The sequence below is a fragment of the Bacillus sp. FSL M8-0266 genome, from assembly GCF_038613425.1.
In the GTDB taxonomy this organism is placed as follows: Bacteria; Bacillota; Bacilli; order Bacillales; family Bacillaceae; genus Bacillus; species Bacillus pumilus.
This window is the reverse complement of the sequence record NZ_CP152015.1, coordinates 3,071,944-3,097,788: the sequence shown is the minus strand read 5'-3', so window position 1 is coordinate 3,097,788 and position 25,845 is coordinate 3,071,944. Positions and strand designations below refer to the sequence as shown.

Genomic DNA, 25,845 nt, shown 5'->3' with positions numbered 1-25,845 from the left:
AAAATACTAAGAGGGGTTTTTGGAAAATGATCGATGTAAAAGGATTGACAAAAACATATCGACATCAGCCTGTATTTGAAGATTTACATATTCAAATAAAACATCAAAAAATAAATTTCATCATGGGCAAGAATGGATCCGGAAAAACAACTTTTATGAAATGCTTACTCCAATTAGAACACTATGAAGGGGAAATCTTGTATAACGATCAGCCAATTGACCAAGTAAGAAATGAGATTCAGGTGATGTTTGATGATACTCCACTCTATTTAAATCTAAACGGTTATCAAAATATAAGATTATTGTTAAATAGCCCTGTTGATCAAAAAAAGTGTGATGAACTGGCAAGAGAATACCTGCCACATGAGATTCTCAAGAAAAAGGTCAAACATTACTCATATGGACAAAAAAAGAAGCTAAGTTTCATATTCATTGCCTTAACAAAACCAACATATTTATTCTTAGATGAGATATCAAATGGTTTAGATTATGGAACAATGATGGAATTAAAAGCAATGATTAAGAAATGGTCTGAAGACATGACGATTATTGCTACAGGTCATCAGTTTGAATTTTATTCATCTATTGTGGATGAATTGTTTATTTTAAAAGACAAATCAATGATTCAAATCCATGACTTTCAGGAAAAAGGAGAGGATTTGGGTGACATCTATCAAACATATCTTTAAATTAATGAAAAAAGAGTTTTTATATCAATATTATGCAAAAGCATTTCTTGTCTTGTTCATTCCATTAATGCTGATTTCGTTATGGAATGTATATGCTCAATATGAAACAACAAAATCCAACTATGCCCAATATGTAAAAACAGAAAGTGAATACAAAGAGCTCGGGATTGATATTAAGAAGGCTTTGACGATGCCAGTCAACATAGAAGAAGGAGAACTAGCCGGAGCTGAGGGGGAAGTTGTAGAAAATGTCTTGAAATATGATTATGAGCAGTTTATTCATTCACTTCATTTGATGGAACCCACTCAAACGATTTCAACAACTTTAGAATGGATGGGATTTATCTTTTATCCTCTCGTATTTGGTTTATATGCTATTTATTTATCAACATATGATTTTAAATATAAAACGCTGAAAATAAAGGCAGTTCGATATCAGTGGAATGATGTATTGTTTTCTAAGCAATTATCTCTGTATGTCATCATTCTATTATTGATTCCTATTCTTTCTCTTATTTCTTATATAGCTAGCCATATCTTTTATTCTGCCATATCAAATGATATATCTGTTCAATTGTTTACATATAAAGATAGTAATGAACATTCTATATTGCTTCAATTCATGTTTGTTGTTTGTACTAGTTGGTTATTTAGTACAATTGTTTTTTATTTAGGCAGTTTATGTCGAAGTTTTATATTATCAGGGATCATCTATATGGTCTATTTTTTACTGATCCCTAACTTAGGTGTCTTTGATTTAAAAAACATGGTCGCCAACTTAGCTTTGCACCTTTTTTCGTTTAAAGGAAACTACCAATTATTTGAGCCTATTCCCATGAATATAACCACCATTCTGATTAGTATTTCATTGCTATTCTACCTGTCATCTTTGATGACTTATACTATTGTAAAACGTCAAAGTAAATATGTAGTCTAAATCCCCCTATTCTCATATAGAGGGATTTTTTATGTACTGCTTCTTCGCACAGCCAAGAGCATAATAAAAGATAAAATCACAATACAAATCGTCCATGCCCAAGCAAGCTCCATTCGTCCAGAATCAATCGCCACATAAATAGCGGTTGGGAGTGTTTGGGTTTTTCCTGGGATGTTGCCGGCAAACATTAAGGTCGCTCCGAATTCTCCAAGGGCTCTTGCAAAGCTGAGGATGCTGCCTGACAAGAGGGATGGCAGGGCAAGAGGTACCGTAATATAGGCAAAGACTTGGAATGAATGAGCGCCATCTACTTTTGCAGCCCCTTCAATATCTGACTCAACTGTAGAAAAGCCAGCCTTTGCTGATTGATACATGAGCGGGAATGCCACGACTGTCGAAGCAATGACCGCCGCCCACCATGTGAAAATGACCGGCTGATGGAAAATCCATTCAATCACGCCCCCTATTACACTATGCTTTCCGAATACGACGAGCAATAAAAAGCCAACGACTGTTGGCGGGAGAACGAGCGGCATCATCAGGAGCGTTTCCACAATCATTTTCCCTTTAAAAGTTGTTCGCTTCATCCAGAAGCCAATCGTTGTGCCAAAGACAGTGGCCAACAGTCCGCTAACGATGGCCACTTGAACGGACAGCCAAATGGGTGATAGAAAGTCTTCAGTGAGCATAGGCATTACGACACTTGAAAGCCGTATTTCTTAAAAATGGATGTGGCTTTATCAGATTGAAGAAATTGAAAAAAGGCCTTGGCTTCCGTTAGATGTTTTGTCCCTTTGACAATCCCTACTGGATATATAACCGGGGAGTGCATGTCCGAATTTGCCTCAGCTGTAATCTTTACCTTTTTGGAGACGAGGGCGTCTGTTTTATACACAACACCTGCTTCGACATTTTCAGTTTCAACGTAGCTTAGAACTTGTCGTACATCTTTGGCATAGACAGCATTCTTTTTCACTTGGTCCCATATGTTCAGTTTTGTGAAGATCTCTTTTCCATATGTACCAGCAGGAACCGATTCAGGTGTGCCAAGAGCAATCTTTCCTTTTATGTGCTGGACGTCTTGAAAGCTTTTAATAGAGGAAGAGCCATCTTTTGGCACAATAAGGACTAGCTCATTTTGTATGGCGTCCTTGATATATTCTCGGTCAATGTCTCCAGATTGAACAAGTTCATCGAAGGGCTCTTCAGCTGCTGAGAAAAAGAGATCCGCTTTTGCTCCTTGAGCGATTTGCTGCTTCAATGCGCCGGATGACCCGAAGTTATTCGTTAATGTCACATGTGGATGCTGTTTGTGAAAGGAGGCTTCAATTTCCTTTAGTGCATCCTGAAGACTTGCCGCTGCTGAAATCACAAGCTCTGTTTTTTTATTCGAATTAGATGGCTTCATCTCTGTTTGGCATCCACTCAGAAGCAAACATATGGAGATGAAGGCTAAGAATATATACTTCATGTTCACACCTCTTATCATTCAATATCATGTAGTTCCCTTTATTATAAGCAAACTTATTTGAGCATTCATAGGCTTTCAATAAAAAGAGAAAAGAAAAAGCCGCCAAATGGCGACTTTCAGCGTGACGACGAAGGAGATCGTTCTATCCTGTTTACTGCTGATAAAAACGCAGCAAATTCCCATTGATCACCTTGTCTGATAAGGAGAGCTCTTTATTGGCTTTTTCGATATAAGGCTGACATACCTCATCCTGCTTCACGGGTTCTTTTGTTTTTTGATCATAGCAGGTGTTTTTTGTATAGAGATAATCATCTGTAATAAAGTTACCGTTTCTCAGTACAGCGAAAGGCGTCCGTTCATTTGAAAATAAATCATTGCCGAATTGAATGGAATCCTTCGTTTCAATCCCTAGTAAGTGAAGAAGTGTTGGCTTTACGTCTATTTGACCAGCTGTTTCAGAAATCGTCTGCGGTGCTTGATCCGTGACACCAGGAATGTAAATTAAAAAGGGAACACGCTGCAGTTTGACCGCATCAAACGGTGTGATTTCCTCTTTATTGAGCAACTGTGCCATTGCCTCATGATGTGCCTCAGAGATGCCATAATGGTCACCCATGAGGACAAACATCGTATTGTGATACAATCCTTCTTCTTTCATACGGTCAAAAAATGTCTTAATTGCTTCATCTTGATAGCGGACGGTCGTCACATAGCGATTTAAAATGGTACTGGACGAATCATATTCATCAATAAACTGATCCTTCGGGTCAATTTCAAATGGAAAATGGTTGGTCAAAGTAATAAACGTACTGTAATAAGGCTGCTTCAACTTTTTTAAATGATCAACGGATTGATCAAAGAAGTCGATATCCTTTAAGCCCCAGCCAGTGGAATTCAGTTCATTGACATGATATGAATCGACATCATAAAAACGATCAATTCCTAGAGATTCATACATCACATCACGATTCCAAAACGTTTTATTATTTGCATGAAATTGGACGGATTCATAGTTTTCTTTTTTCAACTGCTTGTATAACGTGTCATATTCATTGTCACTTGCTGTGAAAAAGACAGCGCCGCTACTAGAAGGATAGAGGGAATTAGCGACAATAAACTCTGAATCGGACGTCTTCCCCTGCTCTGTCTGCTGATAAAATTCATCAAAATAAAAACTCTTTTTAGCCAATTGATTTAAAAAGGGAGTGATATATTGTCCATTTACCTTTTGGTTCATGACAAATTGCTGCGTGGATTCAAGTGAAATGAACACAACGTTTTTGTCTTTAGCAAGTCCGAAGTACTCTTCGTTTGGTCCGCTGTAATCAGCCTTTGTGTAGTTTGCTACAGTAGAAAGCGTATCTTCATCTGCAAAGGCCTTTTGTCCAATGCGTGCCGTTTGGGCAGCACCGTCATACAGATGGAATTGGAACAGCCCGAGGTTTCTGACAATGACTTCACGATCATAAGAGCTTGTCAGAAATCGAGGGTGATCCATCATAGCTGAGCTGACATGAAACAATAGGAAGCTGCAACAGATCGCATAATATGTTTTGATCGTCTTGTATGACGCTTTTGGGACTAATGGTTTGCGCTTGAGCAGCCAAGCAAGTACAACAAAATCAACGAGCATCAGCACAAAGAGCGGGTGGAATAATTCCGTCATACTGCTGCCCATATCTCCCATGTTCTTCGCTTGGAATAGCACGGGAATGGTAATGAAATCAATGTAAAAACCATAAAAGATCGTATTCGATATAAGAATCGCCGTAAGAATAAAATTTGCAGTCAATAAAAAGACCTTTTGTTTGGTTTCATTTAAAAAAAGAGCTATCCCAAACAAAGGGAGTAGAAAGCTAAGTGGATTGATCAAAAGCAGCCATTCATGAAACAGATTGGCCGTTCGTATGTGAAATCCTAGTTGATAAATGATGTATGTTTTCATCCACATGAAGAGGATGGAATACACTAAAAACCAGTGATTTTTGAAAAACGCTTTCATTTATGTATCTCCTCATCATTCTGTATTCAGCTGCAAGGCAAAAACACTTATCTTAAACCTACTAAAAAAATGAGGAATGATCAATTGATATCTTATTTTTTCGCAAAACTCTTTTTTATTCTGTTAGAACTGAATGGGGATAGATATGCCGCAGATGACGGCGATGTAATAGCAGGTGACGACAGTGAGAGCAGCTAGTACGACTTGTTCTCCTGTGCTGCCTGTTTTGACATAGAAGGGGAGACGCACTTTAATGGAAGCTGGAAATAAAAATTTAATGCCGTTTACTGTTCCAGCATCAAGGATAAGGTGGCTCGTCATTCCAACTAGTAAACCGATACTTAGGCTGTCATTTGGTATATATGTTGTCGCGAGAAAATAAATGATCAGCAGAAATAATAAACTGTGAGTGAACGTGCGATGACCGAATACGCTGCTGATCATTGCCGAGAGCAGCGGAAATTTTCTACCGATTTTACTTTTTGTATGGCAAAGGTCGGGGATCAAAGCACCTGCTGATCCAGCTGCAGCCATGATGACTGGGTCAAATCCGTAGTAGTAGGCGACGGCTGTTGAGGCGGCGATTCCGCCCATAATATGTGTTTTTCCTGTCATGATGCGTACTCCTGTTCTATCTTTTGTTCAAGTACCCACTATATCAAGGGTGAATTCATTCAGCAAGGCTTATTTCTAAAGAAAAAGAGGACAAAAGGGTTGGCTGGTTGGAAAAACATTCTATAATAAGGGGGAAGTCATGTTGATACTAACGATAAGGATGCGATTCGGATGGGTAATGCAGACATTTTAAAAGAAATTGTTCTTGTACATTATGAAGTCAGCCGTAAATTAAACCGCAAGTTACTTGAGTTAGAAAAAGACATCACGCCTCCGCAGATATATGCTCTTTCTATTTTGATACAAGGCAAAGTATCACATGCCGAAGAGCTGAAACAAAGACTCTCTTTAAACCCAGGTGCAGCCTCCATTGCACTCAATAAATTATGTGAGCAGGGCTATATTCAGAGAGAACGGGACAAAGACGACCCCTCGCTCGTCCGTTTAGAAGCCACCGAAAAAGGGCAGGCGATTTATGAGAAGCATACACGTCTTTTCGGAAAGGTGATTCAGCATATGATGTCAGACTTCACAAAGGAAGACTTAAAGACCTTTTTGACGTACCTGCAAAAAATGAGACAGACCTTTCATGATGATTGAGCCTTTCCACTTTGTATAATGCGGCGCACTGTAGTACAAATTAAACAGGCAACCGCATTTTATGAAAAGGGAGGAAACAGCGATGTCATTTTTCCAAAAGGATAAAAAGGCGAAAAGCGAGAAAGACCACAAGCAAGTAGATCAGCTGTTAGAAGAAGCAAGCAAAGAGCTAGCAGGCGATCCGCTTCAGGAAGCTGTACAAAAGAAGAAAAACAATGATCAATAAGCAGGTATAGGGCAGAGAAATGATTCTCTGCCTTTTTTCTATGTTTTTCCCTTTGACAGAAGTGAGAATGTTTGATAACCTTCGTGTAGTAAAAATGAATAGAAATCCTCACGCTATGTCTCAGTGAGGTAGAGGTTGCGCGGATGATGAGTCACTCATGGGAGAGATGGAATCGAAGATCATGAGAAAAAAGGCATCAGCGCCGAAGTGTAGAGAGAGCTCCAACTTTCTTTATGCTGGGTCTGCATTGAATAAATGCAGGACTGCCACGTCTTTGAAGCGTGGAGGGCTATCCGGAGATCAAGGTGTATGTTTTAAAAAGCATGGACTGTTGTTCAGGCTTTTTTTTATGTTCTGAGTACCGAAGATAAGGGTATGCTGTTAAGAAAGTGACCCATGATGAACATAAAGAATACAAGTCATTGCTTCACAAATATATCAATGAAGATACTGCCGGGTCTGGTCCGAAGTGAATATAACGGAGGTACGGAAATGGAACAGACAAAAAAATGGGGTTTTTGGTTATTGACGGCTTTTGTCGTCGGAAATATGGTAGGTTCAGGCATCTTTATGCTGCCAAGTACGCTTGCCCAGCATGCGAGTCCTTTAGGTGTGACGATGGCATGGCTTGTCACAGGTGGCGGTGTGCTGATGATTGCACTTGTTTTTGGGCATTTGTCCATTCATAAGCCGCAGCTAACGGCTGGACCACAAAGTTATGCAAGAGCGCTTTTTAACGATCCGAAAAAAGGGAAAGCGGCCAGTTTTACAATGGTTTGGGGATATTGGGTAGCAAGCTGGATTAGTAATGTCGCGATTATTACGAGTCTTGCCGGTTATTTAACGACATTTTTTCCTATTCTCACAGTGAAGACGGAGATTTTCACCTTTGGAAAAGAAGCGATCACACTTGGTCAGCTGACAACATTTATTGTATGTACCATTCTTCTTTGGGGAACACATACTATCTTAATTACAAGCTTAAGTGCTGCAAGTAAATTAAACTTTATTACGACCTTTTCAAAGGTACTTGGATTCGTCCTTTTTATTGTTGCGGGATTATTTGCATTCCAAACGGCATTATTTGAACATTATTACTTCCCAGTTGCAGCAAAAGGCGAAGGAATGCTCGGACTTGGAGGCCAAATTCATCATGCGGCCATTTCCACACTATGGGCATTTATTGGCATCGAATCTGCTGTCATTTTATCAGGAAGAGCGTCCTCGCAGCGCGATGTGAAACGTGCAACGATTACAGGTCTTTTAATTGCACTTTCTATCTACATGGTTATTACTTTGATTACAATGGGCGTCCTACCGCACGATCAGTTGCAAGGCTCAGATAAACCATTCGTTGACGTGCTTCAGCTCATTATAGGACCGGCTGGCGGAATTGTAATGGCATTGCTTGCGATTATTTGTTTATTTGGTTCGATGCTCGGCTGGATCTTACTTGGTTCAGAAGTACCGTATCAAGCAGCAAAGGCTGGCGATTTCCCGGCAGTATTTGCAAAAACAAACAAAAAAGGCAGTCCTGTTTTTGCTTTAACGGTTACAAACATTATGTCACAGCTGTTTATTTTCTCAGTGATGTCTCGTACGATTAATGAAGCTTTTACCTTTTTAACGACATCAGCGACACTTGCGTATCTCATTCCGTATATTGTGTCTTCGATCTATAGCTTTAAAGTCATCATGCAAGGTGACACGTATGATCTTCAAAAAGGGAAGCGAACAAGAGACGGAATCATTGCACTTGTAGCGATGGGGTATTCCGCTTGGGTCATTATTTCTGGAACAGCTGATTTGAAAACATTTGGACTTGGCATCGGTCTGTTCTTAGTAGGTATTTTGCTTTATCCATTCATGTCAAAAGGATTTGCCAAAGGAACAGAATAAGGGAAACGTTTCTTCACTTGTGGAGAAACGTTTTTTTATGATGCAGATGTTAAACGGTCCACAATAAACTCAAGCTGTCCTTCTAGTGACACTGGGTCATTAAAGAAGTAACCGACAGGATCGATTTCAAATACGTGTTTATTTTGTACAGCAGGAAGTGATGCCCAAATGCTGCTTTCATACACCTGGTCTCCTTTACTTTTTGAACCGCTCCATGGACTAGTGAAAATATAGTCGCCTGCGTATTCTGGCAGCTTTTCAAGGGAAATGTTTGCATAGCCGACCCCGCTGTCGATGGCATCTTTTTTAACTGCCTTTGGCGCACGTAATTTCAACTCGTCATAAATAATTTCGCCTCCGCGTGCAAAGGTGTTTCCAAAGATATAGATACCTTTATCAAAAGGTGACACGATTGAAACGGTTTTGCTGCCGATCGCTTTTGTTACTCTAGGCTTTACCTCAGCAATTTTGGTGTCCCATTTCGTGATCCATTCTGCTGCTTTTTTCGGTGTACCTGTCATTTTACCGAATTCTTTTAGCTGATCTTTAAAGGAATATTGATTGTATTTAATGGCAACGGTTGGCGCAATTTTTTTGTATTGATCAAATTTCTCGTCTTCTCCCCAAGCGATAATCATATCTGGATTCAAAGCGGCTACTTTTTCGACAGAAGGGGTTGTTCCAAGGTTTTTAACACCATCCGCTTTTCCTTTATAGAAAGGGTTTTTAAAGATGGGGGCAGTTGTAGCAATCGGTGTCTTGCCAAGTGTCACGAGGTCTCCGTAGTAGCTTTCTGCCAGAAGAACAATTCGTTTCGGATCTTTAGGGAGTTTAACTTCACCTTTGACATCTTGATAAGTGATTGTGTCATTCTGGTTGGCGCCAGATTTTTTATTTGAAGTGCTGCCGCAAGCAGCTGTAAACAGCATAAGAATGGCTAAGGAAATCAAAAGAAATCCAGATCGTTTTTTCACAAAGATTCTCTCCTATTCACTTTATTGTGATAATGATTCTCAATTTCAATTGTATCGTAACATGATGGGATGAAAAATGCATCGGCTATTTTAGGTCCTAAAGAAAAATGGTAAATTTCTCACGGTTTTTTGATGAAAATAAAGAAAATGTTCAGAACAATGATTTCAAAAAGAAAAGAAAGTGATATACTAGACTTCGAGATTGATAATCATTATCACTAATGAGGAATAGATTTGAACGGAAAGGAAGAGACTGGTTTTGGGCTCACAATCGAATAAACAGCTGCCGGCCAAAGACGATGCAATGGATATTGTCACAAAGCCCTTTGGAACAGCAGCTGTTGTCATCATAGGAATCATCGCTTTAGCATTTGGTCTTTTTTTATCGGTATCATTAGGAGCGGCAAACATTCATTTGCACACTGTGTGGGAAGCCATTTTTTATTTTGATCCACAACAAACTTCACATCAAATCATCCGGGAATTAAGGCTGCCTCGTACAATTGGAGCAGCACTCGTCGGTGCCTTTTTAGCCGTATCGGGGGCTATTATGCAAGGCATGACAAGAAATGCGCTTGCGTCTCCTGAAATTATGGGTGTGACAAATGGCTCTGCATTTGCGATTGCCATTGCGTTTGCTTTTTTCCCAGGACAATCTTCTTTTACATTAATTCTTTGGTCATTTGTTGGTGCGGCACTCGCTGCCTCTATTGTGTTTGGTGTCGGTACTCTTTCAAAAGGTGGATTGACCCCAGTGAAGCTCGCACTAGCTGGTACGGCTGTTGGGGCACTTTTAAGCTCCATCTCCTCAGCAATTGCCATCCGGTTTGACGTCGCTCAAGACATGAGCTTTTGGTATGCTGGCGGCGTGGCTGGTGTGAATTGGAGCAATATTAAGGTCATCATTCCAGTTGCGGTTGCGGGGCTGATCATCGCAATGATTCTTGCCCGCTCGATCACTGTTCTCAGCTTAGGTGATGAATTGGCAAAAGGGCTTGGACAGTACACGAAAACTGTCAAGGTACTTGGAATATTGGTCGTCATTCTTCTAACAGGTGCTGCTGTCTCAGTGGCCGGTTCTATTGGCTTTATCGGGCTTGTGATTCCTCATGTCACTCGTTTCTTGGTCGGAGTTGACTATCGATGGATTATCCCATGCTCAGCTATTTTAGGGGCGGTTCTGTTAATTTATGCAGACATTGCTGCAAGGCTGGTCAATGCCCCATTTGAAACGCCAGTCGGTGCCATTACTGCAATTATAGGCGTTCCTTTCTTCTTATATTTAGCTAGACGTGAAAGGAGCGGGATTTAGATGGAAATGGTGCAGCAGGCAAAGAAAAAGAAATACAAACGAACGATGCTCATGATCTTTTTGGCGATCGTGGCTGTGTTCCTTATTAGTTTAAATACCGGAGAAATTCGCATTTCTCCGATGGATACATTGAAAACATTTTTTGGATTCGGAAGTGAAATGGATGAGCTTGTATTATTCGAGTTCAGACTTCCAAGAATGGTCATCGCTTTACTTGTTGGCGCTTCTATCGCTGTATCAGGAGCGATTTGGCAAGGTGTTTCTCAGAACGGTTTAGCCGATCCAGGCATTCTTGGTGTCAATGCGGGCGCAGGCTTTGCAGTGGTTTTGTTTATTTTTGCTTTCCAAGGTACGATGTCAAACCTAGGTGATTTTACGATCTTTGTACTGCCGCTCTTCGCTTTTGTAGGTGCAGGCTTTGCTGCATTTCTCATCTATGTGTTAGCGTGGAAAAAGGGCATCACACCTGTTCGTTTGATCTTAACTGGTATTGGCGTCAATGCTGCATTTTCAGCAGCGATTGTGGTGATTCAATTAAAAATGAGCCCAAATGATTTTAACCAAGCCATTGTGTGGTTATCTGGAAGCATTTGGGGCTCAAGCTGGACGTATGTCCTGGCTGTCCTGCCATGGATGCTGATTTTCCTTGTATTAGCGGTTGTAAGAGCACGCTACTTAAATATCATGAATTTGGGTGACCAGCTTTCCTACGGCTTAGGGATTTCGGTTCATAAAGAAAGAAGCTTTTTTATGCTGATTGCTGTTGCATTAGCAGGTGCTAGTGTCGCTGTTGCAGGTAGTATCTCGTTCTTAGGGTTAGCCGCACCGCACTTGGCGAGAAAGCTTGTTGGACCAAAGCATCAAGGAATGATACCAGCCTCCGCGTTGATTGGCGCATTGTTATTATTACTGGCAGATACACTTGGCCGCGTCATACTTGCACCATCAGAGGTGCCAGTTGGTCTTGTCGTTTCGGCTTTAGGCGCACCTTACTTCATTTACTTATTGATGAAAACGAACTAAGAAGGAAGGAGAGTACAACATATGAAATCGCTCGAAACAGAAAAGCTTTGTATTGGCTATAATGACCGTTTGATTGTAGACGATTTAAATATCAGTATCCCAAAAGGCAAGGTGACGACATTGATTGGACCGAATGGGTGCGGGAAATCAACGATTTTAAAAACAATGTCCCGTATCATGAAGTCCAATCAAGGAGCTGTTTACTTAAATGGCCAGGCCATCCATCAAACGCCAACAAAAGAAATTTCAAAACAAATGGCGATCTTACCGCAGACTCCCGAAGCACCAAGCGGGCTGACAGTCTATGAGCTTGTGTCATATGGACGTTTCCCGCATCAAAATGGATTTGGACGCTTATCAAATGAAGATAAACGAATCATCAGATGGGCACTTGAAGAAACGGGTATGATTGCTTTTCATGACCGGCCAATTGAAGCACTTTCTGGTGGACAGCGTCAGCGTGTATGGATTGCGATGGCACTTGCCCAGGAAACAGAACTGCTTCTATTGGATGAGCCGACGACGTATTTGGACCTTGCACATCAGCTCGAAATTCTTCAGCTGTTAGAACGGTTAAACAGAGAGCAGGGACGAACTGTGTTGATGGTCATTCATGATTTAAATCATGCGGCACGTTTTTCTCATTACATGATTGCCCTCAATCAAGGAAAAGTTATCAAAGATGGGTCGCCTCATGAGGTCATGACCAAAGAGGTGCTTGGTCAGGTATTCCACATTGATGCAGAAATTGTACTTGATCCTAGAACAAATAAGCCGATCTGTTTAACATATGACTTAATGAATCATGAAAGAAAGCTAGAAGCTGTGAATGGATAATAGATGGACAAGGAACTCGGTGTGACTACCGGGTTTTTTTTGTCCTCGAAAATACCTAGTGTTTCCATTTTCTCCAGTTGATATTTTTCGCTTTTATGCAGAAAAGAGGTACTTTTTTACTTTAGACAATGGTAATATACGGTTAGAGATCATAGCTAGAAAGGAAAGAGATGCGTGGAAACAGCAAAAATATTGATTGCAGATGACGAAGAAGCAATTGTCAAAATGGTTGAACGCGTATTAAAAAAAGAAGGATTCAAGCATATATATAAAGCCTACCATGCAGATGAAGCATTAGATATTGTCAAAAACGAGGACATCCACCTCTTACTTCTAGACGTGATGATGCCTGGTAAGTCTGGCTTTGATGTTCTTCCTGAAATGAGAAAATATACGAAAGCGCCCATTTTCTATTTAACTGCAAGAACGTCTGATGTAGATAAACTGACCGGCTTTGCGCAGGGGGCAGATGATTACATTACAAAACCATTTAACCCGCTAGAGCTAGTGGCTAGAATTAAGGCTCACTTAAACCGAACTTATATCTCCTTGCAGGAAGACCAAGATGATGCCCAAAGCCGATATGAATATGCCCATTTCTCCTATCATCCTCATTCAGCCGAATTGAAAGTAAGAGGAGAGGTGACTGCATGCTCAGCCCAGCTTCTCTCCTTGCTGAAGTACTTTTGTGATCATCCGAATGTGGTTCTTTCAAAAGATCAAATCTATGAGAAAGTATGGGGCGTCCCATCATATGGTGATAACAACACCGTGATGGTTCATATCCGAAAGCTGAGAGAAAAGATCGAGTTAGATCCGAGTCAGCCAGAATATATTGTGACGATCCGTGGTATGGGCTATAAATTTATACCGCACCCAGCAAAGGTTCTTAAATAATTTATGAATTTACGAGCAAAACTCTTCTTTCACTTTGTTGGACAAATGTTTATTGTGATTGCCATTTTGATCATCGGAAATACGTTCTCTGATAATTTATATTTAAAAAAATACTACGAGAACATGGCTGAAACCGGTTTAACAAAAGCTGATGGAGATACACTCATGAGCTGGCTTTATTTTAACGAGGATGGAGAAATGGAAGCTGATGATCAGCTGAAACAAGCAGTGAGAAAACGAGACGGCTGGCTGCAAGTCATTGATTCAAAAAAACACAACGTCTATAGCTATCACCGCCCTAAGTCCATTCCAACTTCCTATCAAAAGGATGAAATGATCAAGATCTTTGAAAAAAGACAATTCAAAGATTATAAGATGTACTTCTGGCCAATTGAGATTGATCAAAAAAGCTTTATCGTGCTATATGGGTTTAAAACAAACAGCACAAAGGTCGCCAATTATCTGAAGCAGCACGAGAAAGACTTGGCTGCACTCTCTCAATATTCGGTTGAAACGAAAGAATTCTTGAAGAGAATGAATGGATCGGTGCATCTGTTCAATGATGAAGGGGAATATTTACAAGGTATTCGAGCCAATACCAATTTGAAACATGAGGTAACAGATGTTGAACTGCTCAAGTATCAATCAAAGCCTTGGGAGTTTAGAAGTGATCTGTCTTATATCAGGGTGAATAAAAACCGGTATATCATTATTTCTGTACCAAATAAAGTATACAGCCCAGATGGATTATACGATAAAGAAACAGACGCTTTAAACCAATATACGACCATCTTAATTGCAGGTCTTGCGATTACGATTATTATCGTCATGACATTATGGTACTCGTATCGCTATGGACTGCCGATCTATCACATTATCCGCTGGCTGATTTTCTTATCTAGAAATAAATTACAGGAACCAACAAATAGAAAAGGAATTCCAATCAGTAAAAATAAAAAAGGTCGTATTAAGCGGGAATACCGATTATTTGAGGATATTCTAAAAACAATGGATCAGCTCACGCTTACATTAAAAGAGAATGAAGCAAACCGAAGAAAAATTCAAACCACAAGGGAAGAATGGATTGCAGGATTGTCGCATGATTTGAAAACACCCCTTAGTACGATTTACGGCTACGGGCTCATGCTTGAATCTGATCAATATCAATGGTCCAAGGAAGAAGTCATGGAAATGGGACAGGTGATTCGTGAGAAATCAGAATACATGTCGACCTTGATTGAAGATTTAAACCTTACGTATCGATTGAAAAATGGGGCCTTGCCTATTAATCGAAAGCCGGTCGAGCTGGGTGAATTTTTAGCCTCTATTATGGACGAGTTTTCAAGAAGCTCTTTTTCTGAGGATTTTTCATCCTCTTTTGAAGATCAAACTAACGGTGTCATCTTTGAGATCGACAAAGCTTGGTTCAGACGAGTGATTGAGAACCTGCTGGCGAATGCAGTCAAGCATAACCAAAAAGGCACGCATATTACAGCTGTTTTGTCTGAAACAAATGAAGAAGTTCGGATCGAAATGAAAGACAACGGATGCGGAATGGCACAAGAAACGGTCGATCACTTATTTAACCGCTACTATAGAGGGACAAATACAAATGACCCAACGAATGGAACAGGGCTTGGTCTGGCAATAGCAAAAGAGCTTGTCTTGTTGCATGACGGTGATATTCAAGTAGAAAGTGAACCAGGTGCTGGAACAACTATTGCGATTATCCTAAAAAAATCACCTCCTGTAAAATAGCCAAAAAACGATTTTCCTTTCTTAAGGAGATCGTTTTTTCCTGTTTTAGGATTGAAATCATCTTTGTAAACGATTACAATTAAATTGTTAACGTGAACAAATTATTTTCATACGATAAGAGGGATGGGGGAATTTGATGAAAGCCTTTTTAGATGAGCAGTTTTTACTAAACAGTCCAACGGCGGAAAAGTTATACCATGAGTTTGCAAAGGATCTTCCAATCATAGATTACCATTGTCATTTAAGTCCTAAAGACATCTATGAAAATAAAACCTTCCGAAATATTACCGAGGCATGGCTTTATGGAGATCATTACAAATGGCGTGCCATGAGAGCAAACGGCATCCCTGAAACGCACGTCACGGGGGATGCATCTGATTATGATAAATTTTTGACGTGGGCGAAGACCGTCCCTATGACCATAGGAAATCCGCTCTATCACTGGACCCATCTAGAACTGAGAAGGTATTTCGGAGTCGAATACCTATTAAATGAAAAAAATGCAGATATCATTTGGCAGAAAATCAATGAAAAGCTGCAAGGAGAGGGATTTGGGGCGAGAGACTTCATCATGAAATCAAACGTTGAAACCGTTGTGACAACAGATGATCCGGTCGATTCACTTCAATATCATCAAAAACTGCGGGAAGAAGGATTTTCTGTACAAGTGCTTCCAGGGTTTCGACCTGATAAAGCACTCGATATAGCGAATGATCTGTTTGAAAAATATGTTCATGAGCTGGCAGAGGCTTCAGCTATCCCAATACAATCCTACCAAGACTTCTTGAATGCCCTCCGTGCGAGAATTGATTTTTTCCATGAACACGGCTGCTTGATCTCGGATCATGCCATTAATGAAATGACATATGAAGAAACGACACAAGAAGAAGTGGAGACCATCTTTCATAAAAGAATGTCTAATCATCCATTGACGGAAAAAGAGAAGATTAAATTTAAAACAGAGACATTCATTATGCTAGGTCAGGCTTACTGTGAGCGTGGCTGGGCAATGCAGCTTCATATCAATGCACTTAGAAACAACAATACGAAAATGTTTGAGAGGCTTGGACCAGATACGGGGTACGATGCGATGAATGACGAAGACATTGCAAAGCCGCTTTGCCGAATATTAGATCGTTTAGAACAAGAAGATGCATTGCCAAACACGATTCTGTATTCCTTAAATCCAAGGGACAATGTAGTGATATCAACATTGGCTGGAAGCTTTCAAGACGGGAAGACACCTGGGAAGATGCAGCACGGCACAGCTTGGTGGTTTAATGATACGAAGCAAGGAATGACAGAGCAGATGATGGCTCTTTCCAGTATCGGACTGATCAGCCGTTTTATCGGGATGCTGACAGATTCACGAAGCTTTTTGTCCTATACAAGGCATGAATATTTCCGAAGACTGCTTTGTGATATCATCGGGGATTGGGTAGAAAAAGGAGAAGTCCCCTATGACCTTGAGCTGTTAGGGGAGATCGTGAAAGGAATCAGCTATGAAAATGCGAAGCGATATTTTCAATTTGACCGGGCAAAGCAGCTCCATCATCAAAGTAAAATCACATGAGGAAAAAGGCAAGAAAATGAAAGCGGTTTTATGATAAGATGGAAAAAAATCATAAAAGGCGGAATAGCATGACAGTCACAATTAAAGACATAGCAAAATTGGCAAATGTCTCTCATACAACAGTATCAAGGGCTTTGAATAACAGTCCTTTTATTAAAGAGAAGACAAAACAAAAGATTTTGTCGATTGCAAAACAGCTGAATTATTCACCAAATGTCCATGCCAGAGGCCTTGTATCACAAAAATCGTTTACAATCGGTCTGTTTTTCACGAGTTTAACAGAAGGCACATCCTCAAGCTTCTTTGTGGATGCGTTAAAAGGCGTCAATAGCGTCATGACAGAGCATTACAATCTGTTTGTTAGGGGTATTGACGATTTTCACGATTACACAACCATTCATAAACAGCGCTACGATGGCATTTTGCTGATGAGCCAAAGTGAGCACGATGAAGCGTTTATCCATCATGTCAAGAAACAGGGCATTCCAATCATTGTGCTGAACCGCCGTGTAGAAAGTAATGAAGTGATGAATATATTAGCAGATGATAGTCAAGGAGCATACCAGGCAGCACACTATTTCATTCAGAAAGGCCATCAACAAATCGCCATCATTGAAGGAAAAGAAGGCTTTAAATCGACTCAGGAGAGAAAAGCTGGCTTTCTCCAAGCGTTAATTGATCACCGTATTCCTATGAAAAAAGAATATATGATCAAGGGTGACTACCATATGAAAAGCGGCTATGAATCAATGGAATCCCTGCTGACACTTGATCATCCGCCAACAGCGCTTTTTTGCTCTAACGATGACATGGCCATTGGTGCGATGAATGCTTTATATGCAAAGGGCAAGACGTGTCCAGACGATGTCTCTATTATTGGTTTTGACGATATTGCATTTTCATCCTACACCACACCTGCACTGACCACGGTAAAAAAGCCAATCGAAAAAATGTGTGCACTTGGAGCAGAAGCCATCCTATCGGTCATAAACGGTGAAGAGCAGGAAGAGGATCATATGGAAAAAGTGTATGTCCACACAGAGTTGATGATCAGAGATTCAGTCAAAAAGGTGCAGTAATCAGCATCTTTTAAAGAAAAATGTTCACGTGTGCATAAAATCAGAGAGGGGAATCCATTTGAAACGTTTATCAAAAACCATATACCCGGTGCCTGAGTATCCAGAAACGATTTTGCAGATTGGTGAAGGGAATTTTATGCGAGGCTTTATTAATTGGCACATTCAAAAGCTGAACGACTGCACAGATTTTAAAGGAAGAGCTGTTGTTGTTCCTCCGAGAAAAGGATCTGTTGCAGCTTTAAATGAACAAGATGGCTTATACACATTATGTATACAGGGCTATCATGACCAGCAAGAAATGAATGAGCGCATGGTCATTCAATCGATCAGCAGAGGAATCAGTACTTATACGGATTATGATGTTTTTTTACAAGTAGCTGAAAACCCCGATCTCCGTTTTGTCTTCTCCAACACGACAGAGGCAGGACTTATGTTCAGAAAGGAGGATCGCTTGGAGGATCGACCGCAAGCGAGTTTTCCAGGAAAGCTGACAGCGTTCTTATTTCACAGGTTTAAAGCATTTGCTGGAGATGAACAAAAAGGGCTGATCATCCTTCCATGTGAGCTGGTCGAACATAACGGTGACCGCTTGAAGGGATATGTGATAGACATGGCAGCTGAGTGGGATCTGCCGCTTGCGTTTATCACATGGATCAAGGAAGCCAATACGTTTTGTAATACGCTTGTGGATCGGATTGTTCCTGGGTTTTCTAAGGAAGCAGCTGAAACTGTCCAAAAGGAAGAGGGGTATATCGACGAGTTGCTTGTCACGGCAGAATACTATCACCTCTTTGTTATTGAAGCACCTGTCCTCGTACAAAAAGAGCTGCCTTTTCAAGAAGCAGGTTTAAATGTCCTTTTTGTAGAGGATATTGCGCCTTATCGCATGAGTAAGGTACGGATTTTAAATGGTGCCCATACAGCGATGGTGCCAATCGCTTACTCATGCGGGGGAGAAACTGTAAAAGAGGCTGTGGATGATGAGGATGTTGGTACGTTCATCCGGCGGATGCTGGAGGAGGAAGTGCTGCCAGGGCTTGAGCTCTCTCGAGATGAGCTTCTTCTTTATACACAATCGGTTTGGGATCGCTTTTGCAATCCATTTGTGAAGCATCAATTGCTGGATATTGCGCTCAATGGTGTATCTAAGTTTCGAACCCGTATTCTTCCGTCATTGCTTGATTATGTTGAGCAAAAGAAACAGCTGCCAATGAAACTCGTGTTTTCACTCAGTAGCCTCATTTATTTTTACAGATCACATGCAGATAAGATAAAGGATGATGAGACTGTACTGGTTTTCATGAAGGAAGCCTTTGAAGGAGAGAACCAATCTAATGAAGCGATCGCAGCTAAGATTCTATCATGTGAGTCATTATGGGGGAGAAATTTAACGGATATAAATGATTTGGTTCACGCTGTAGCTGATCAGCTTACCTTCATACAGGAGCAAGGGATGAGAGCGGCTGTTCAACGAATGCTGCAACATCATTATGAAAGTCAGGGGGAGAAGGCATGAAAGATTTTATTGTGATTCACCCTTCAGATAATGTCGGTATTGCTTTAAAAGTACTTGAACAAGGGGAGGAGCTGCAGCATCAAGATCATTCCGTTGTTTTAAAAGAGACCATCGCCAAAGGTCATAAGTTTGCATTGGCTGATATCAAGCAAAGAGAGAATATCATGAAATATGGCTACCCCATTGGGCATGCAACGACTGCCATTTCTGCTGGAGAATGGGTGCATACACATAACATCAAAACCAATCTATCAGGCAAGCTTGATTACGAATACAAGCCTTCATTCACAGATAACCCCTATGAAAAAACGAATCTTACATTTAAAGGATATAAACGAAAAAACGGGGAAAGCGGGATTCGCAATGAGCTTTGGATTGTCCCAACCGTTGGATGCGTAAATGGCATCGCCGATCAAATCATCCAAATTTTTACCGCTGAAATGGGCGGAAGCATCCATCCGTTTGAAACAGCACTCGTATTAAAGCACAATTACGGATGTTCACAGCTTGGGGACGATCATGAAAATACAAAAACCATTTTACAAAATGCCGTGAAGCATCCCAATGCTGGAGGAGTGCTCGTCCTCGGACTTGGATGTGAAAATAACGATATTGACAATTTTCAGTCTACATTAGGTGAATATGACCGTGAGAGAGTGAAATTTTTAAGAAGCCAAGAAGTAGGTGATGAAATTGAGACGGGGGTCGCTTTACTCAAAGAAATTTATGAGGCAGCGAAAGAAGATCACCGTGAAGAGGTCCCGTTATCTGAGCTGAAAATCGGCTTGAAGTGCGGGGGATCAGATGGATTCTCCGGCATTACCGCAAATCCGCTTTTAGGAAGGCTGTCCGATTTTATTGTTGCTCAAGGAGGCACGACAGTGTTAACAGAAGTGCCCGAAATGTTTGGAGCTGAAACGATTTTAATGGAGAGAGCGGAATCAGAAGCGACTTTCGACAATATTGTGCAAATGATCAATGACTTTAAACAATACTTCATGGATCATCGACAGCCAGTATATGAAAATCCTTCCCCGGGAAATAAAGCAGGTGGAATTTCGACATTAGAGGATAAATCTCTCGGCTGTACACAAAAAGCAGGGACTTCTGACATTCAAGATGTGTTGAAATATGGGGAATTGCTGAAGCGAAAGGGCTTAAATTTATTAAGTGCGCCGGGGAATGATTTGGTTGCTTCATCTGCTCTTGCCGCTTCTGGCTGTCAGCTTGTCCTTTTTACAACAGGCAGAGGGACACCATTCGGCACGTTTGTCCCAACAATGAAGGTCTCGACGAATACAGCCTTATATGAAACAAAAAAACATTGGATTGACTTTAATGCGGGAGAATTGCTTGAAGATGTACAAGAAGATGTTGTGTTAGAAAAATTTATTTCAACTGTCATTGATGTGGCGAGCGGAAAGCGATTAAATCATGAAAAAAACAATTTTAGAGAGCTGGCTATTTTCAAAACAGGTGTCACACTTTAAGGCGACTGGGGGATGAGAATGTGTCTAGAAAACGGGATTTAATGTATATCACAGCAGGAACGGTACTCACAGGAATCGGACTCACTCGTTTAGCAAGGCAAGGGAAGAAAGACAAAGAAGCAAACGGAATCGATCAAGTGTTAAAGCAAATAAAAGCACCGCTGTTCCCTGATCGTGAATTTAATGTGGTTCATTATGGTGCAGATGCGAAGGGAACCGAGCTTTCAACAGATGCTATCCAGTCTGCCATTGATGATGCGCACCGTTTGAAAGGGGGACGTGTGCTGATTCCAGAAGGGACGTTTGTGACAGGTGCGCTAGAATTGAAGAGTCATGTAGAATTGCATTTGCATGAGAAAGCGTATGTGGCATTCAGCCAAAACCGAAAGGACTATTTGCCGCTTGTACTGACAAGATATGAAGGGGTTGAGCTTTATAATTATTCACCTCTCATTTATGCACACCATGCAGAAAACATTGCCATTACAGGAGCTGGAACGCTTGATGGCAGAGGGGATGAGCATCATTGGTGGCCTTGGAAATATGGCACGAATGGCCAGCCTTCTCAAGATCGAGATCGTCAGCTTCTATTTGACATGGCTGAAAAAAGAATACCAGTAGAAGAAAGAGTGTTTGGAGAAGGGCATTATTTAAGATCAAGCTTTATCCAACCTTACCAATGTCAGCAAGTTCTTATTGAGGGAGTGACAGTGAAGGATTCACCGATGTGGCAAATTCACCCTGTACTAAGTGAAAATGTGATTGTCCGTGGAGTCCATATTATCGGGCATGGACCAAACACAGATGGTGTCAATCCAGAGTCTTGCCGGAATGTGCTCATTGAAGATTGTTATTTTGATAATGGCGACGATTGTATTGCCATCAAATCTGGAAGGAACGAGGACGGACGGAGAATAGGGATTCCATCTGAAAACATTGTCATTCGTAGAAATAAGATGCGTGATGGACACGGCGGAGTGACGATTGGGAGTGAAATCACTGGCGGGGTAAGGTATGTCTATGCAGAGAATAATGTCATGGATAGTCCGAACCTTGACCGGGCACTGCGGATTAAAACCAACTCTGTCAGAGGTGGTACCATTGAACATATTTACTTTAAAAACAACACAGTCAAAAGCCTAAAGCATGAAGTGGTCTGTATCGACATGATGTATGAGGAAGGGGATGCGGGTCCACATCGTCCTGTTGTACGTCATATTCAAGTAGAAGGACTGAAAAGCAGCGGCGGACGATATGGTGTGAAAATAGCCGCCTACTCACATTCCCCCGTGACAAACTTCAACATGAAAAATTGTGTCATAGATCATGTGACGTATCCACTTTCTTTGGAGCATGCAGTAGCGCCTTCTTTTCAGAAAGTCGTCATCAATGGGGAACAAATTAATAAATAGATAGGCGAAAAACAGTCTTTTTAGAGGCTGTTTTTCATTTATAAGATCGAAAAGACGCTTTTAGAAATCACATATACAACCTATCTGCACTGTAGTATAATATTCCCGAAATTAGAAAAGAATTGACGGAAGAGATTTCGTCAAGCAGTACATAAATCAGGGGGTTCATTCATGAAAAAGTTAACGGCCATTTGGCTATCGCTCCTGCTTGTGATGGGTGTTTTAGCAGGATGTGCAGGTGCTGAAACAGACCATAAAGCAAAGAGTTCACAAAATAACGAAACAACGACTGCGGCATTTCCTGTCTCGATTAAAGATGCAGCTGGTAAAACAGTCGAAATCAAAGAACAGCCTAAACGAATTGTTTCATTAATTCCAAGTAATACAGAGGTTGCGTATGCGCTTGGTCTTGGAGATAAAATGGTTGGACGATCTGATTTTGACAATTATCCAAAGGAAGTTGAAAAGGTAGAGAAAATTGGCGGACTTGAATTCAATGTCGAGAAGGTGATTTCATTAAAGCCTGATCTTGTACTAGCTCATGCCTCACAGATGGGATCAAAAGAGGGATTTAAACAGCTAGAGGATGCAGGAATTCAAGTACTGACTGTAAATGATGCCACTTCTTTTAAGGATGTGTACAAATCGATCAATATGATCGGTGAAGCAACAGGTGTAAAAGAAGCATCAACAAAGCTTGTAGACGAGATGAAAGCAAAATTGAATCACATCAAGAAACAAGCAGAAGCGATCTCCAAAGACAAACAAAAAACAGTCTTTGTTGAAGTTTCAGGTACGCCTGAAATTTATACAACAGGTACTCATACATTTATGGATGAAATGCTTTCTGTTATCCATGCGAAAAATGCTGCTGGTGATCAAACTGGCTGGGTACAAATGACAGAGGAATCAATTATCAAACGAAACCCTGACGTGATCATCACAATTGATGGTTCCAGTTTAGCTGATCTGAAAAAGAGAGACGGCTGGAATGCGGTCAAAGCAGTGAAGGAAAAACAAGTCTTTCAATTGAATACGGATCTCGCATCAAGACCGGGACCGCGATTGGTTGAAGGAGTCGAGGCTCTTGCGAAAAGCATCTATCCTGACACGTTCAAATAAATTCATCATCGCATACACACTAAGTGCTTTACTTCTTGTGGTGAGCATTGGAATGGGAATCTCCTTTGGAAGCTTAGGGATTCCCATTCCTTCTATTCTTCGTATATTTGTTCATGAACTATTCGGTGTGCAGATAGGCACAATAGATTCAATTGATCGCAATATTATGATGAATATCCGGCTGCCGAGAGTAATATTAGCGGCACTAGTCGGAGCAGCGCTGGCGTTATCTGGTGCAGCCTTTCAAGGTTTATTAAAAAATCCTCTTGCTGACCCATATACACTGGGTGTATCTCAAGGGGCATCAGTTGGAGCCGTCGCGACCCTATTTTTCAGTTTGCAGCTCCCTTTGCTCGGCAGTTTCACACTGCCTTTTTTCAGTATGATAACAGCGCTTGTGACCCTATGTCTCGTCCTCTTTTTTGCGCGTCTTGTTCATCGGGGGATGAGCATTTCCTCTTTAATTTTAACAGGAGTGATTTTCAGCTCTTTTTTGGGCGCGCTTATATCATTAATGATTGCTTTAACGGGTGATGATTTAAAAGAGATTATTCATTGGCTTCTTGGCAGTGTGTCCATGAGGGGCTGGCGCTATATTGCGCTTTTCCTTCCTTTCTTTCTGGTTGGGACCTTTGCATTAATGCTGATGGGGCGAGATTTGAATGTCATGACGTATGGCGAGGAGAAAGCAAAACTATTAGGTGTACATGTGAAAAGGAGCAAATATATCGTGCTGCTTGCTGGATCGATTCTGACTGGTAGTGCAGTAGCGGTGTCAGGTACGATCGGATTTGTGGGACTTGTGATTCCGCATTTTGTTCGCCTCTTAGCGATCACAGACCACCGGCACCTCCTGCCTTTGTCTATGCTGAATGGCGCTTCCTTTCTCGTTTTAGCAGATGTGTTATCACGCACGATCATTGAGCCGACTGAATTACCGATCGGCATCATCACAGCGTTAATTGGTGCCCCTGTATTCGGCATCATCCTCATCCGTAAATACAGAGGAGGGACGCATCTATGATTCAAGTGAAGGAAATCAAAGGTGGATATGGAGAGAAAGAGGTCATACGTGGCATCAGTTTTGAGGTAAAGCAAGGGGAATTTCTCGGTATACTTGGTCCAAATGGAAGCGGGAAGTCGACCTTGCTTAAAATGATCTCTGGGTTGCTGGAACCTGATAGTGGTGAAGTACGCCTGAGCGGTCAACTGATTCAATCCTATCGTCCAAAGGCGCTTGCGCAAAAAATGGCTGTTCTACCGCAGAAAACGGACCAAGCCTTCTCATTTACAGTGGAAGAAACGGTTCAATTCGGTCGTTATCCATATCAAAAAGGATGGTTGCAATCTGTTACCCAAGAGGATATGCGAATCGTAAACAAAGTAATGGAACAAACGGATGTTGCACAATTTAAGGGGCAATCTATTCATGAGCTAAGCGGGGGAGAACAGCAGCGTGTGTACTTGGCACAGGCACTAGCCCAGCAGCCTGAATATTTATTGCTGGATGAACCAACCAGTTTTCTTGATTTGGCCTATCAAAAAGACTTGCTTGATTTAATTAAAGAAGAGACCACTTCCTCTAGGTTGACGGTGATCGGTGTGTTTCATGATGTGAACATCGCCAGTTTGTATTGTGATCGGCTGCTGCTACTTGATGAAGGGAAGACAGAAATAGTAGGGCTGCCGCATCACGTCTTGACGCCTGAGCGAATCAACCGTGTATATGAAACAGATGTAACACCGCTCCAACACCCGCGAAGGGCAAACCCTCAGTTGACCATTGAACCTGCGGGGGCTTCTGTAGCATCAAATGCAAAGTTAGCGGATGGGTGGAAAACGTATGGCGGAGAAGGAATGACGTTTTCCCTCAAACAGCCGCTCCGCATCCTTTCCTCACATCAGAAAAAGGGCGGCTTCTTTTGGAAAAGGTCTCTCGGAACGGGAAGTGAGATGCTTCGTGACGAGTTGGATGATCGTGAAGGACTATTGTTTTACGATCAAACAAGTGGACTAAAACAATTTGCTGCTGAAGACACAGACGACGACATGGTGCTTTACGGCATGCGTCATCAAGAAGAGTTGACCATTTGGCTTGTACTGAAAGAGTCTATATCAGACGGATCGTCTGTTCAGCTCATGGGGCAGCTTGTCCACATGATGAAACGGGAGACGAGCATGTTCATTCATCATCTATGTATCGCTGCTGCGGGTATGCAAGAAACGGAAGATGATGAGCATTTACACGAAAGATTAAAGCAGAAAGTGCACCTTCTTCTTTATTCATTGAATGCCATTTAAAAGTGAACCAAAGGGTTCGCTTTTTTGTTTATGATGCGATCACAGTACTTTAGTTAAACAAATACATCCTTTTCACTTCAGGTTATACTAAAAGGACAAAGCAATAGACAAG

At 41.2% G+C, this 25,845-nt stretch carries 23 protein-coding genes and 1 riboswitch; of the genes, 18 read left to right on the top strand and 5 right to left on the bottom strand.

Going from position 1 to position 25,845, the window contains the following annotated elements; all coding sequences use genetic code 11:
- Nucleotides 1-26: 26 nt before the first annotated feature.
- Together MKY83_RS16075 and MKY83_RS16070 are read left to right on the top strand one after the other, a co-directional pair.
- The gene (locus MKY83_RS16075; protein ID WP_342487482.1) at nucleotides 27-689 is read left to right on the top strand and encodes an ATP-binding cassette domain-containing protein; all 663 of its coding nucleotides are present in this window, start codon (nucleotides 27-29) and stop codon (nucleotides 687-689) included.
- A complete protein-coding gene (locus MKY83_RS16070; RefSeq protein ID WP_342487481.1) occupies nucleotides 664-1,626 on the top strand; it encodes an ABC transporter permease in 963 nt (320 codons plus the stop codon). The genes MKY83_RS16075 and MKY83_RS16070 overlap by 26 nt, the downstream gene beginning before the upstream one ends.
- Before the next feature lie 29 nt (nucleotides 1,627-1,655).
- Here MKY83_RS16070 and modB read toward each other — a convergent pair whose 3' ends face one another.
- The 4 genes from modB to MKY83_RS16050 all read right to left on the bottom strand — a co-directional run bounded on the left by modB (nucleotide 1,656) and on the right by MKY83_RS16050 (nucleotide 5,714).
- A complete protein-coding gene (modB, locus tag MKY83_RS16065; RefSeq protein ID WP_044140928.1) occupies nucleotides 1,656-2,321 on the bottom strand; it encodes a molybdate ABC transporter permease subunit in 666 nt (221 codons plus the stop codon).
- A complete protein-coding gene (gene modA / locus MKY83_RS16060; protein ID WP_319610286.1) occupies nucleotides 2,321-3,097 on the bottom strand; it encodes a molybdate ABC transporter substrate-binding protein in 777 nt (258 codons plus the stop codon). Before modA ends, modB begins: the two co-directional genes overlap by 1 nt.
- A 151-nt stretch (nucleotides 3,098-3,248) precedes the next feature.
- On the bottom strand, nucleotides 3,249-5,099 hold the full coding sequence (locus MKY83_RS16055) for an LTA synthase family protein (RefSeq protein ID WP_342487480.1): 1,851 nt from the start codon (nucleotides 5,097-5,099) through the stop codon (nucleotides 3,249-3,251).
- 123 nt (nucleotides 5,100-5,222) lie between these two features.
- A complete protein-coding gene (locus tag MKY83_RS16050) occupies nucleotides 5,223-5,714 on the bottom strand; it encodes a metal-dependent hydrolase (RefSeq protein ID WP_044140925.1) in 492 nt (163 codons plus the stop codon).
- A gap of 171 nt (nucleotides 5,715-5,885) precedes the next feature.
- Here MKY83_RS16050 and MKY83_RS16045 point away from each other — a divergent pair, with 171 nt between their 5' ends.
- The 3 genes from MKY83_RS16045 to MKY83_RS16035 all read left to right on the top strand — a co-directional run bounded on the left by MKY83_RS16045 (nucleotide 5,886) and on the right by MKY83_RS16035 (nucleotide 8,439).
- A complete protein-coding gene (locus tag MKY83_RS16045) occupies nucleotides 5,886-6,314 on the top strand; it encodes a MarR family winged helix-turn-helix transcriptional regulator (RefSeq protein WP_044140924.1) in 429 nt (142 codons plus the stop codon).
- A gap of 82 nt (nucleotides 6,315-6,396) precedes the next feature.
- Nucleotides 6,397-6,540, top strand: coding sequence for a small acid-soluble spore protein SspJ (gene sspJ / locus MKY83_RS16040; protein ID WP_003213383.1), 144 nt, complete (start codon nucleotides 6,397-6,399; stop codon nucleotides 6,538-6,540).
- Nucleotides 6,541-6,661: 121 nt separating this feature from the next.
- A riboswitch (Lysine riboswitch) is annotated at nucleotides 6,662-6,840 on the top strand.
- A gap of 192 nt (nucleotides 6,841-7,032) precedes the next feature.
- Nucleotides 7,033-8,439, top strand: a complete 1,407-nt coding sequence (locus MKY83_RS16035) for an amino acid permease (protein ID WP_319610284.1) — start codon at nucleotides 7,033-7,035, stop codon at nucleotides 8,437-8,439.
- A gap of 35 nt (nucleotides 8,440-8,474) precedes the next feature.
- On the opposite strand, the gene MKY83_RS16030 is transcribed toward MKY83_RS16035, so the two are convergent.
- Entirely contained in the window at nucleotides 8,475-9,413 is a 939-nt protein-coding gene (locus tag MKY83_RS16030; protein ID WP_342487479.1) for an iron-hydroxamate ABC transporter substrate-binding protein, read from the bottom strand.
- A gap of 259 nt (nucleotides 9,414-9,672) precedes the next feature.
- Here MKY83_RS16030 and MKY83_RS16025 point away from each other — a divergent pair, with 259 nt between their 5' ends.
- The 13 genes from MKY83_RS16025 to MKY83_RS15965 all read left to right on the top strand — a co-directional run bounded on the left by MKY83_RS16025 (nucleotide 9,673) and on the right by MKY83_RS15965 (nucleotide 25,733).
- Entirely contained in the window at nucleotides 9,673-10,725 is a 1,053-nt protein-coding gene (locus MKY83_RS16025; protein ID WP_065098029.1) for an iron ABC transporter permease, read from the top strand.
- Complete coding sequence (locus MKY83_RS16020) at nucleotides 10,726-11,748, top strand: iron ABC transporter permease (RefSeq protein ID WP_065098030.1); 1,023 nt, start codon at nucleotides 10,726-10,728, stop codon at nucleotides 11,746-11,748.
- 21 nt (nucleotides 11,749-11,769) lie between these two features.
- The gene (locus tag MKY83_RS16015) at nucleotides 11,770-12,585 is read left to right on the top strand and encodes an ABC transporter ATP-binding protein (RefSeq protein WP_065098031.1); all 816 of its coding nucleotides are present in this window, start codon (nucleotides 11,770-11,772) and stop codon (nucleotides 12,583-12,585) included.
- A 174-nt stretch (nucleotides 12,586-12,759) separates the two neighbouring features.
- Nucleotides 12,760-13,482 carry a response regulator transcription factor gene (locus MKY83_RS16010; protein WP_113768078.1) on the top strand — a complete coding sequence of 241 codons (723 nt, stop codon included), beginning with the start codon at nucleotides 12,760-12,762 and terminating at the stop codon, nucleotides 13,480-13,482.
- Nucleotides 13,483-13,485: 3 nt separating this feature from the next.
- Nucleotides 13,486-15,240, top strand: coding sequence for a HAMP domain-containing sensor histidine kinase (locus MKY83_RS16005; protein WP_265208501.1), 1,755 nt, complete (start codon nucleotides 13,486-13,488; stop codon nucleotides 15,238-15,240).
- 136 nt (nucleotides 15,241-15,376) lie between these two features.
- Entirely contained in the window at nucleotides 15,377-16,813 is a 1,437-nt protein-coding gene (uxaC, locus tag MKY83_RS16000) for a glucuronate isomerase (RefSeq protein ID WP_113768076.1), read from the top strand.
- Nucleotides 16,814-16,881: 68 nt separating this feature from the next.
- A complete protein-coding gene (locus tag MKY83_RS15995) occupies nucleotides 16,882-17,892 on the top strand; it encodes a LacI family DNA-binding transcriptional regulator (protein ID WP_342487478.1) in 1,011 nt (336 codons plus the stop codon).
- A gap of 58 nt (nucleotides 17,893-17,950) precedes the next feature.
- Complete coding sequence (locus tag MKY83_RS15990) at nucleotides 17,951-19,408, top strand: tagaturonate reductase (protein ID WP_342487477.1); 1,458 nt, start codon at nucleotides 17,951-17,953, stop codon at nucleotides 19,406-19,408.
- Complete coding sequence (locus MKY83_RS15985; protein ID WP_342487476.1) at nucleotides 19,405-20,898, top strand: altronate dehydratase family protein; 1,494 nt, start codon at nucleotides 19,405-19,407, stop codon at nucleotides 20,896-20,898. Before MKY83_RS15990 ends, MKY83_RS15985 begins: the two co-directional genes overlap by 4 nt.
- Before the next feature lie 20 nt (nucleotides 20,899-20,918).
- Nucleotides 20,919-22,310, top strand: a complete 1,392-nt coding sequence (locus MKY83_RS15980) for a glycoside hydrolase family 28 protein (RefSeq protein ID WP_113768073.1) — start codon at nucleotides 20,919-20,921, stop codon at nucleotides 22,308-22,310.
- Nucleotides 22,311-22,481: 171 nt separating this feature from the next.
- Complete coding sequence (locus MKY83_RS15975) at nucleotides 22,482-23,432, top strand: ABC transporter substrate-binding protein (protein WP_065098039.1); 951 nt, start codon at nucleotides 22,482-22,484, stop codon at nucleotides 23,430-23,432.
- The gene (locus MKY83_RS15970; protein WP_106067285.1) at nucleotides 23,398-24,456 is read left to right on the top strand and encodes an iron ABC transporter permease; all 1,059 of its coding nucleotides are present in this window, start codon (nucleotides 23,398-23,400) and stop codon (nucleotides 24,454-24,456) included. The genes MKY83_RS15975 and MKY83_RS15970 overlap by 35 nt, the downstream gene beginning before the upstream one ends.
- Nucleotides 24,453-25,733, top strand: a complete 1,281-nt coding sequence (locus tag MKY83_RS15965; RefSeq protein ID WP_342487475.1) for a heme ABC transporter ATP-binding protein — start codon at nucleotides 24,453-24,455, stop codon at nucleotides 25,731-25,733. The genes MKY83_RS15970 and MKY83_RS15965 overlap by 4 nt, the downstream gene beginning before the upstream one ends.
- The last annotated feature ends 112 nt before the right edge of the window (nucleotides 25,734-25,845 follow it).

Excerpts from the sequence above, each read along its gene's own strand:
- MKY83_RS16075 (WP_342487482.1), top strand. The coding sequence starts at position 27 with ATGATCGATGTAAAAGGATTGACAAAAACATATCGACATCAGCCTGTA.
- modB (WP_044140928.1), bottom strand. The coding sequence starts at position 2,321 with ATGCCTATGCTCACTGAAGACTTTCTATCACCCATTTGGCTGTCCGTT.
- modA (WP_319610286.1), bottom strand. The coding sequence starts at position 3,097 with ATGAAGTATATATTCTTAGCCTTCATCTCCATATGTTTGCTTCTGAGT.
- MKY83_RS16055 (WP_342487480.1), bottom strand. The coding sequence starts at position 5,099 with ATGAAAGCGTTTTTCAAAAATCACTGGTTTTTAGTGTATTCCATCCTC.
- MKY83_RS16050 (WP_044140925.1), bottom strand. The coding sequence starts at position 5,714 with ATGACAGGAAAAACACATATTATGGGCGGAATCGCCGCCTCAACAGCC.
- MKY83_RS16045 (WP_044140924.1), top strand. The coding sequence starts at position 5,886 with ATGGGTAATGCAGACATTTTAAAAGAAATTGTTCTTGTACATTATGAA.
- sspJ (WP_003213383.1), top strand. The coding sequence starts at position 6,397 with ATGTCATTTTTCCAAAAGGATAAAAAGGCGAAAAGCGAGAAAGACCAC.
- MKY83_RS16035 (WP_319610284.1), top strand. The coding sequence starts at position 7,033 with ATGGAACAGACAAAAAAATGGGGTTTTTGGTTATTGACGGCTTTTGTC.
- MKY83_RS16020 (WP_065098030.1), top strand. The coding sequence starts at position 10,726 with ATGGAAATGGTGCAGCAGGCAAAGAAAAAGAAATACAAACGAACGATG.
- MKY83_RS16015 (WP_065098031.1), top strand. The coding sequence starts at position 11,770 with ATGAAATCGCTCGAAACAGAAAAGCTTTGTATTGGCTATAATGACCGT.
- MKY83_RS16005 (WP_265208501.1), top strand. The coding sequence starts at position 13,486 with ATGAATTTACGAGCAAAACTCTTCTTTCACTTTGTTGGACAAATGTTT.
- uxaC (WP_113768076.1), top strand. The coding sequence starts at position 15,377 with ATGAAAGCCTTTTTAGATGAGCAGTTTTTACTAAACAGTCCAACGGCG.
- MKY83_RS15995 (WP_342487478.1), top strand. The coding sequence starts at position 16,882 with ATGACAGTCACAATTAAAGACATAGCAAAATTGGCAAATGTCTCTCAT.
- MKY83_RS15985 (WP_342487476.1), top strand. The coding sequence starts at position 19,405 with ATGAAAGATTTTATTGTGATTCACCCTTCAGATAATGTCGGTATTGCT.
- MKY83_RS15975 (WP_065098039.1), top strand. The coding sequence starts at position 22,482 with ATGAAAAAGTTAACGGCCATTTGGCTATCGCTCCTGCTTGTGATGGGT.
- MKY83_RS15965 (WP_342487475.1), top strand. The coding sequence starts at position 24,453 with ATGATTCAAGTGAAGGAAATCAAAGGTGGATATGGAGAGAAAGAGGTC.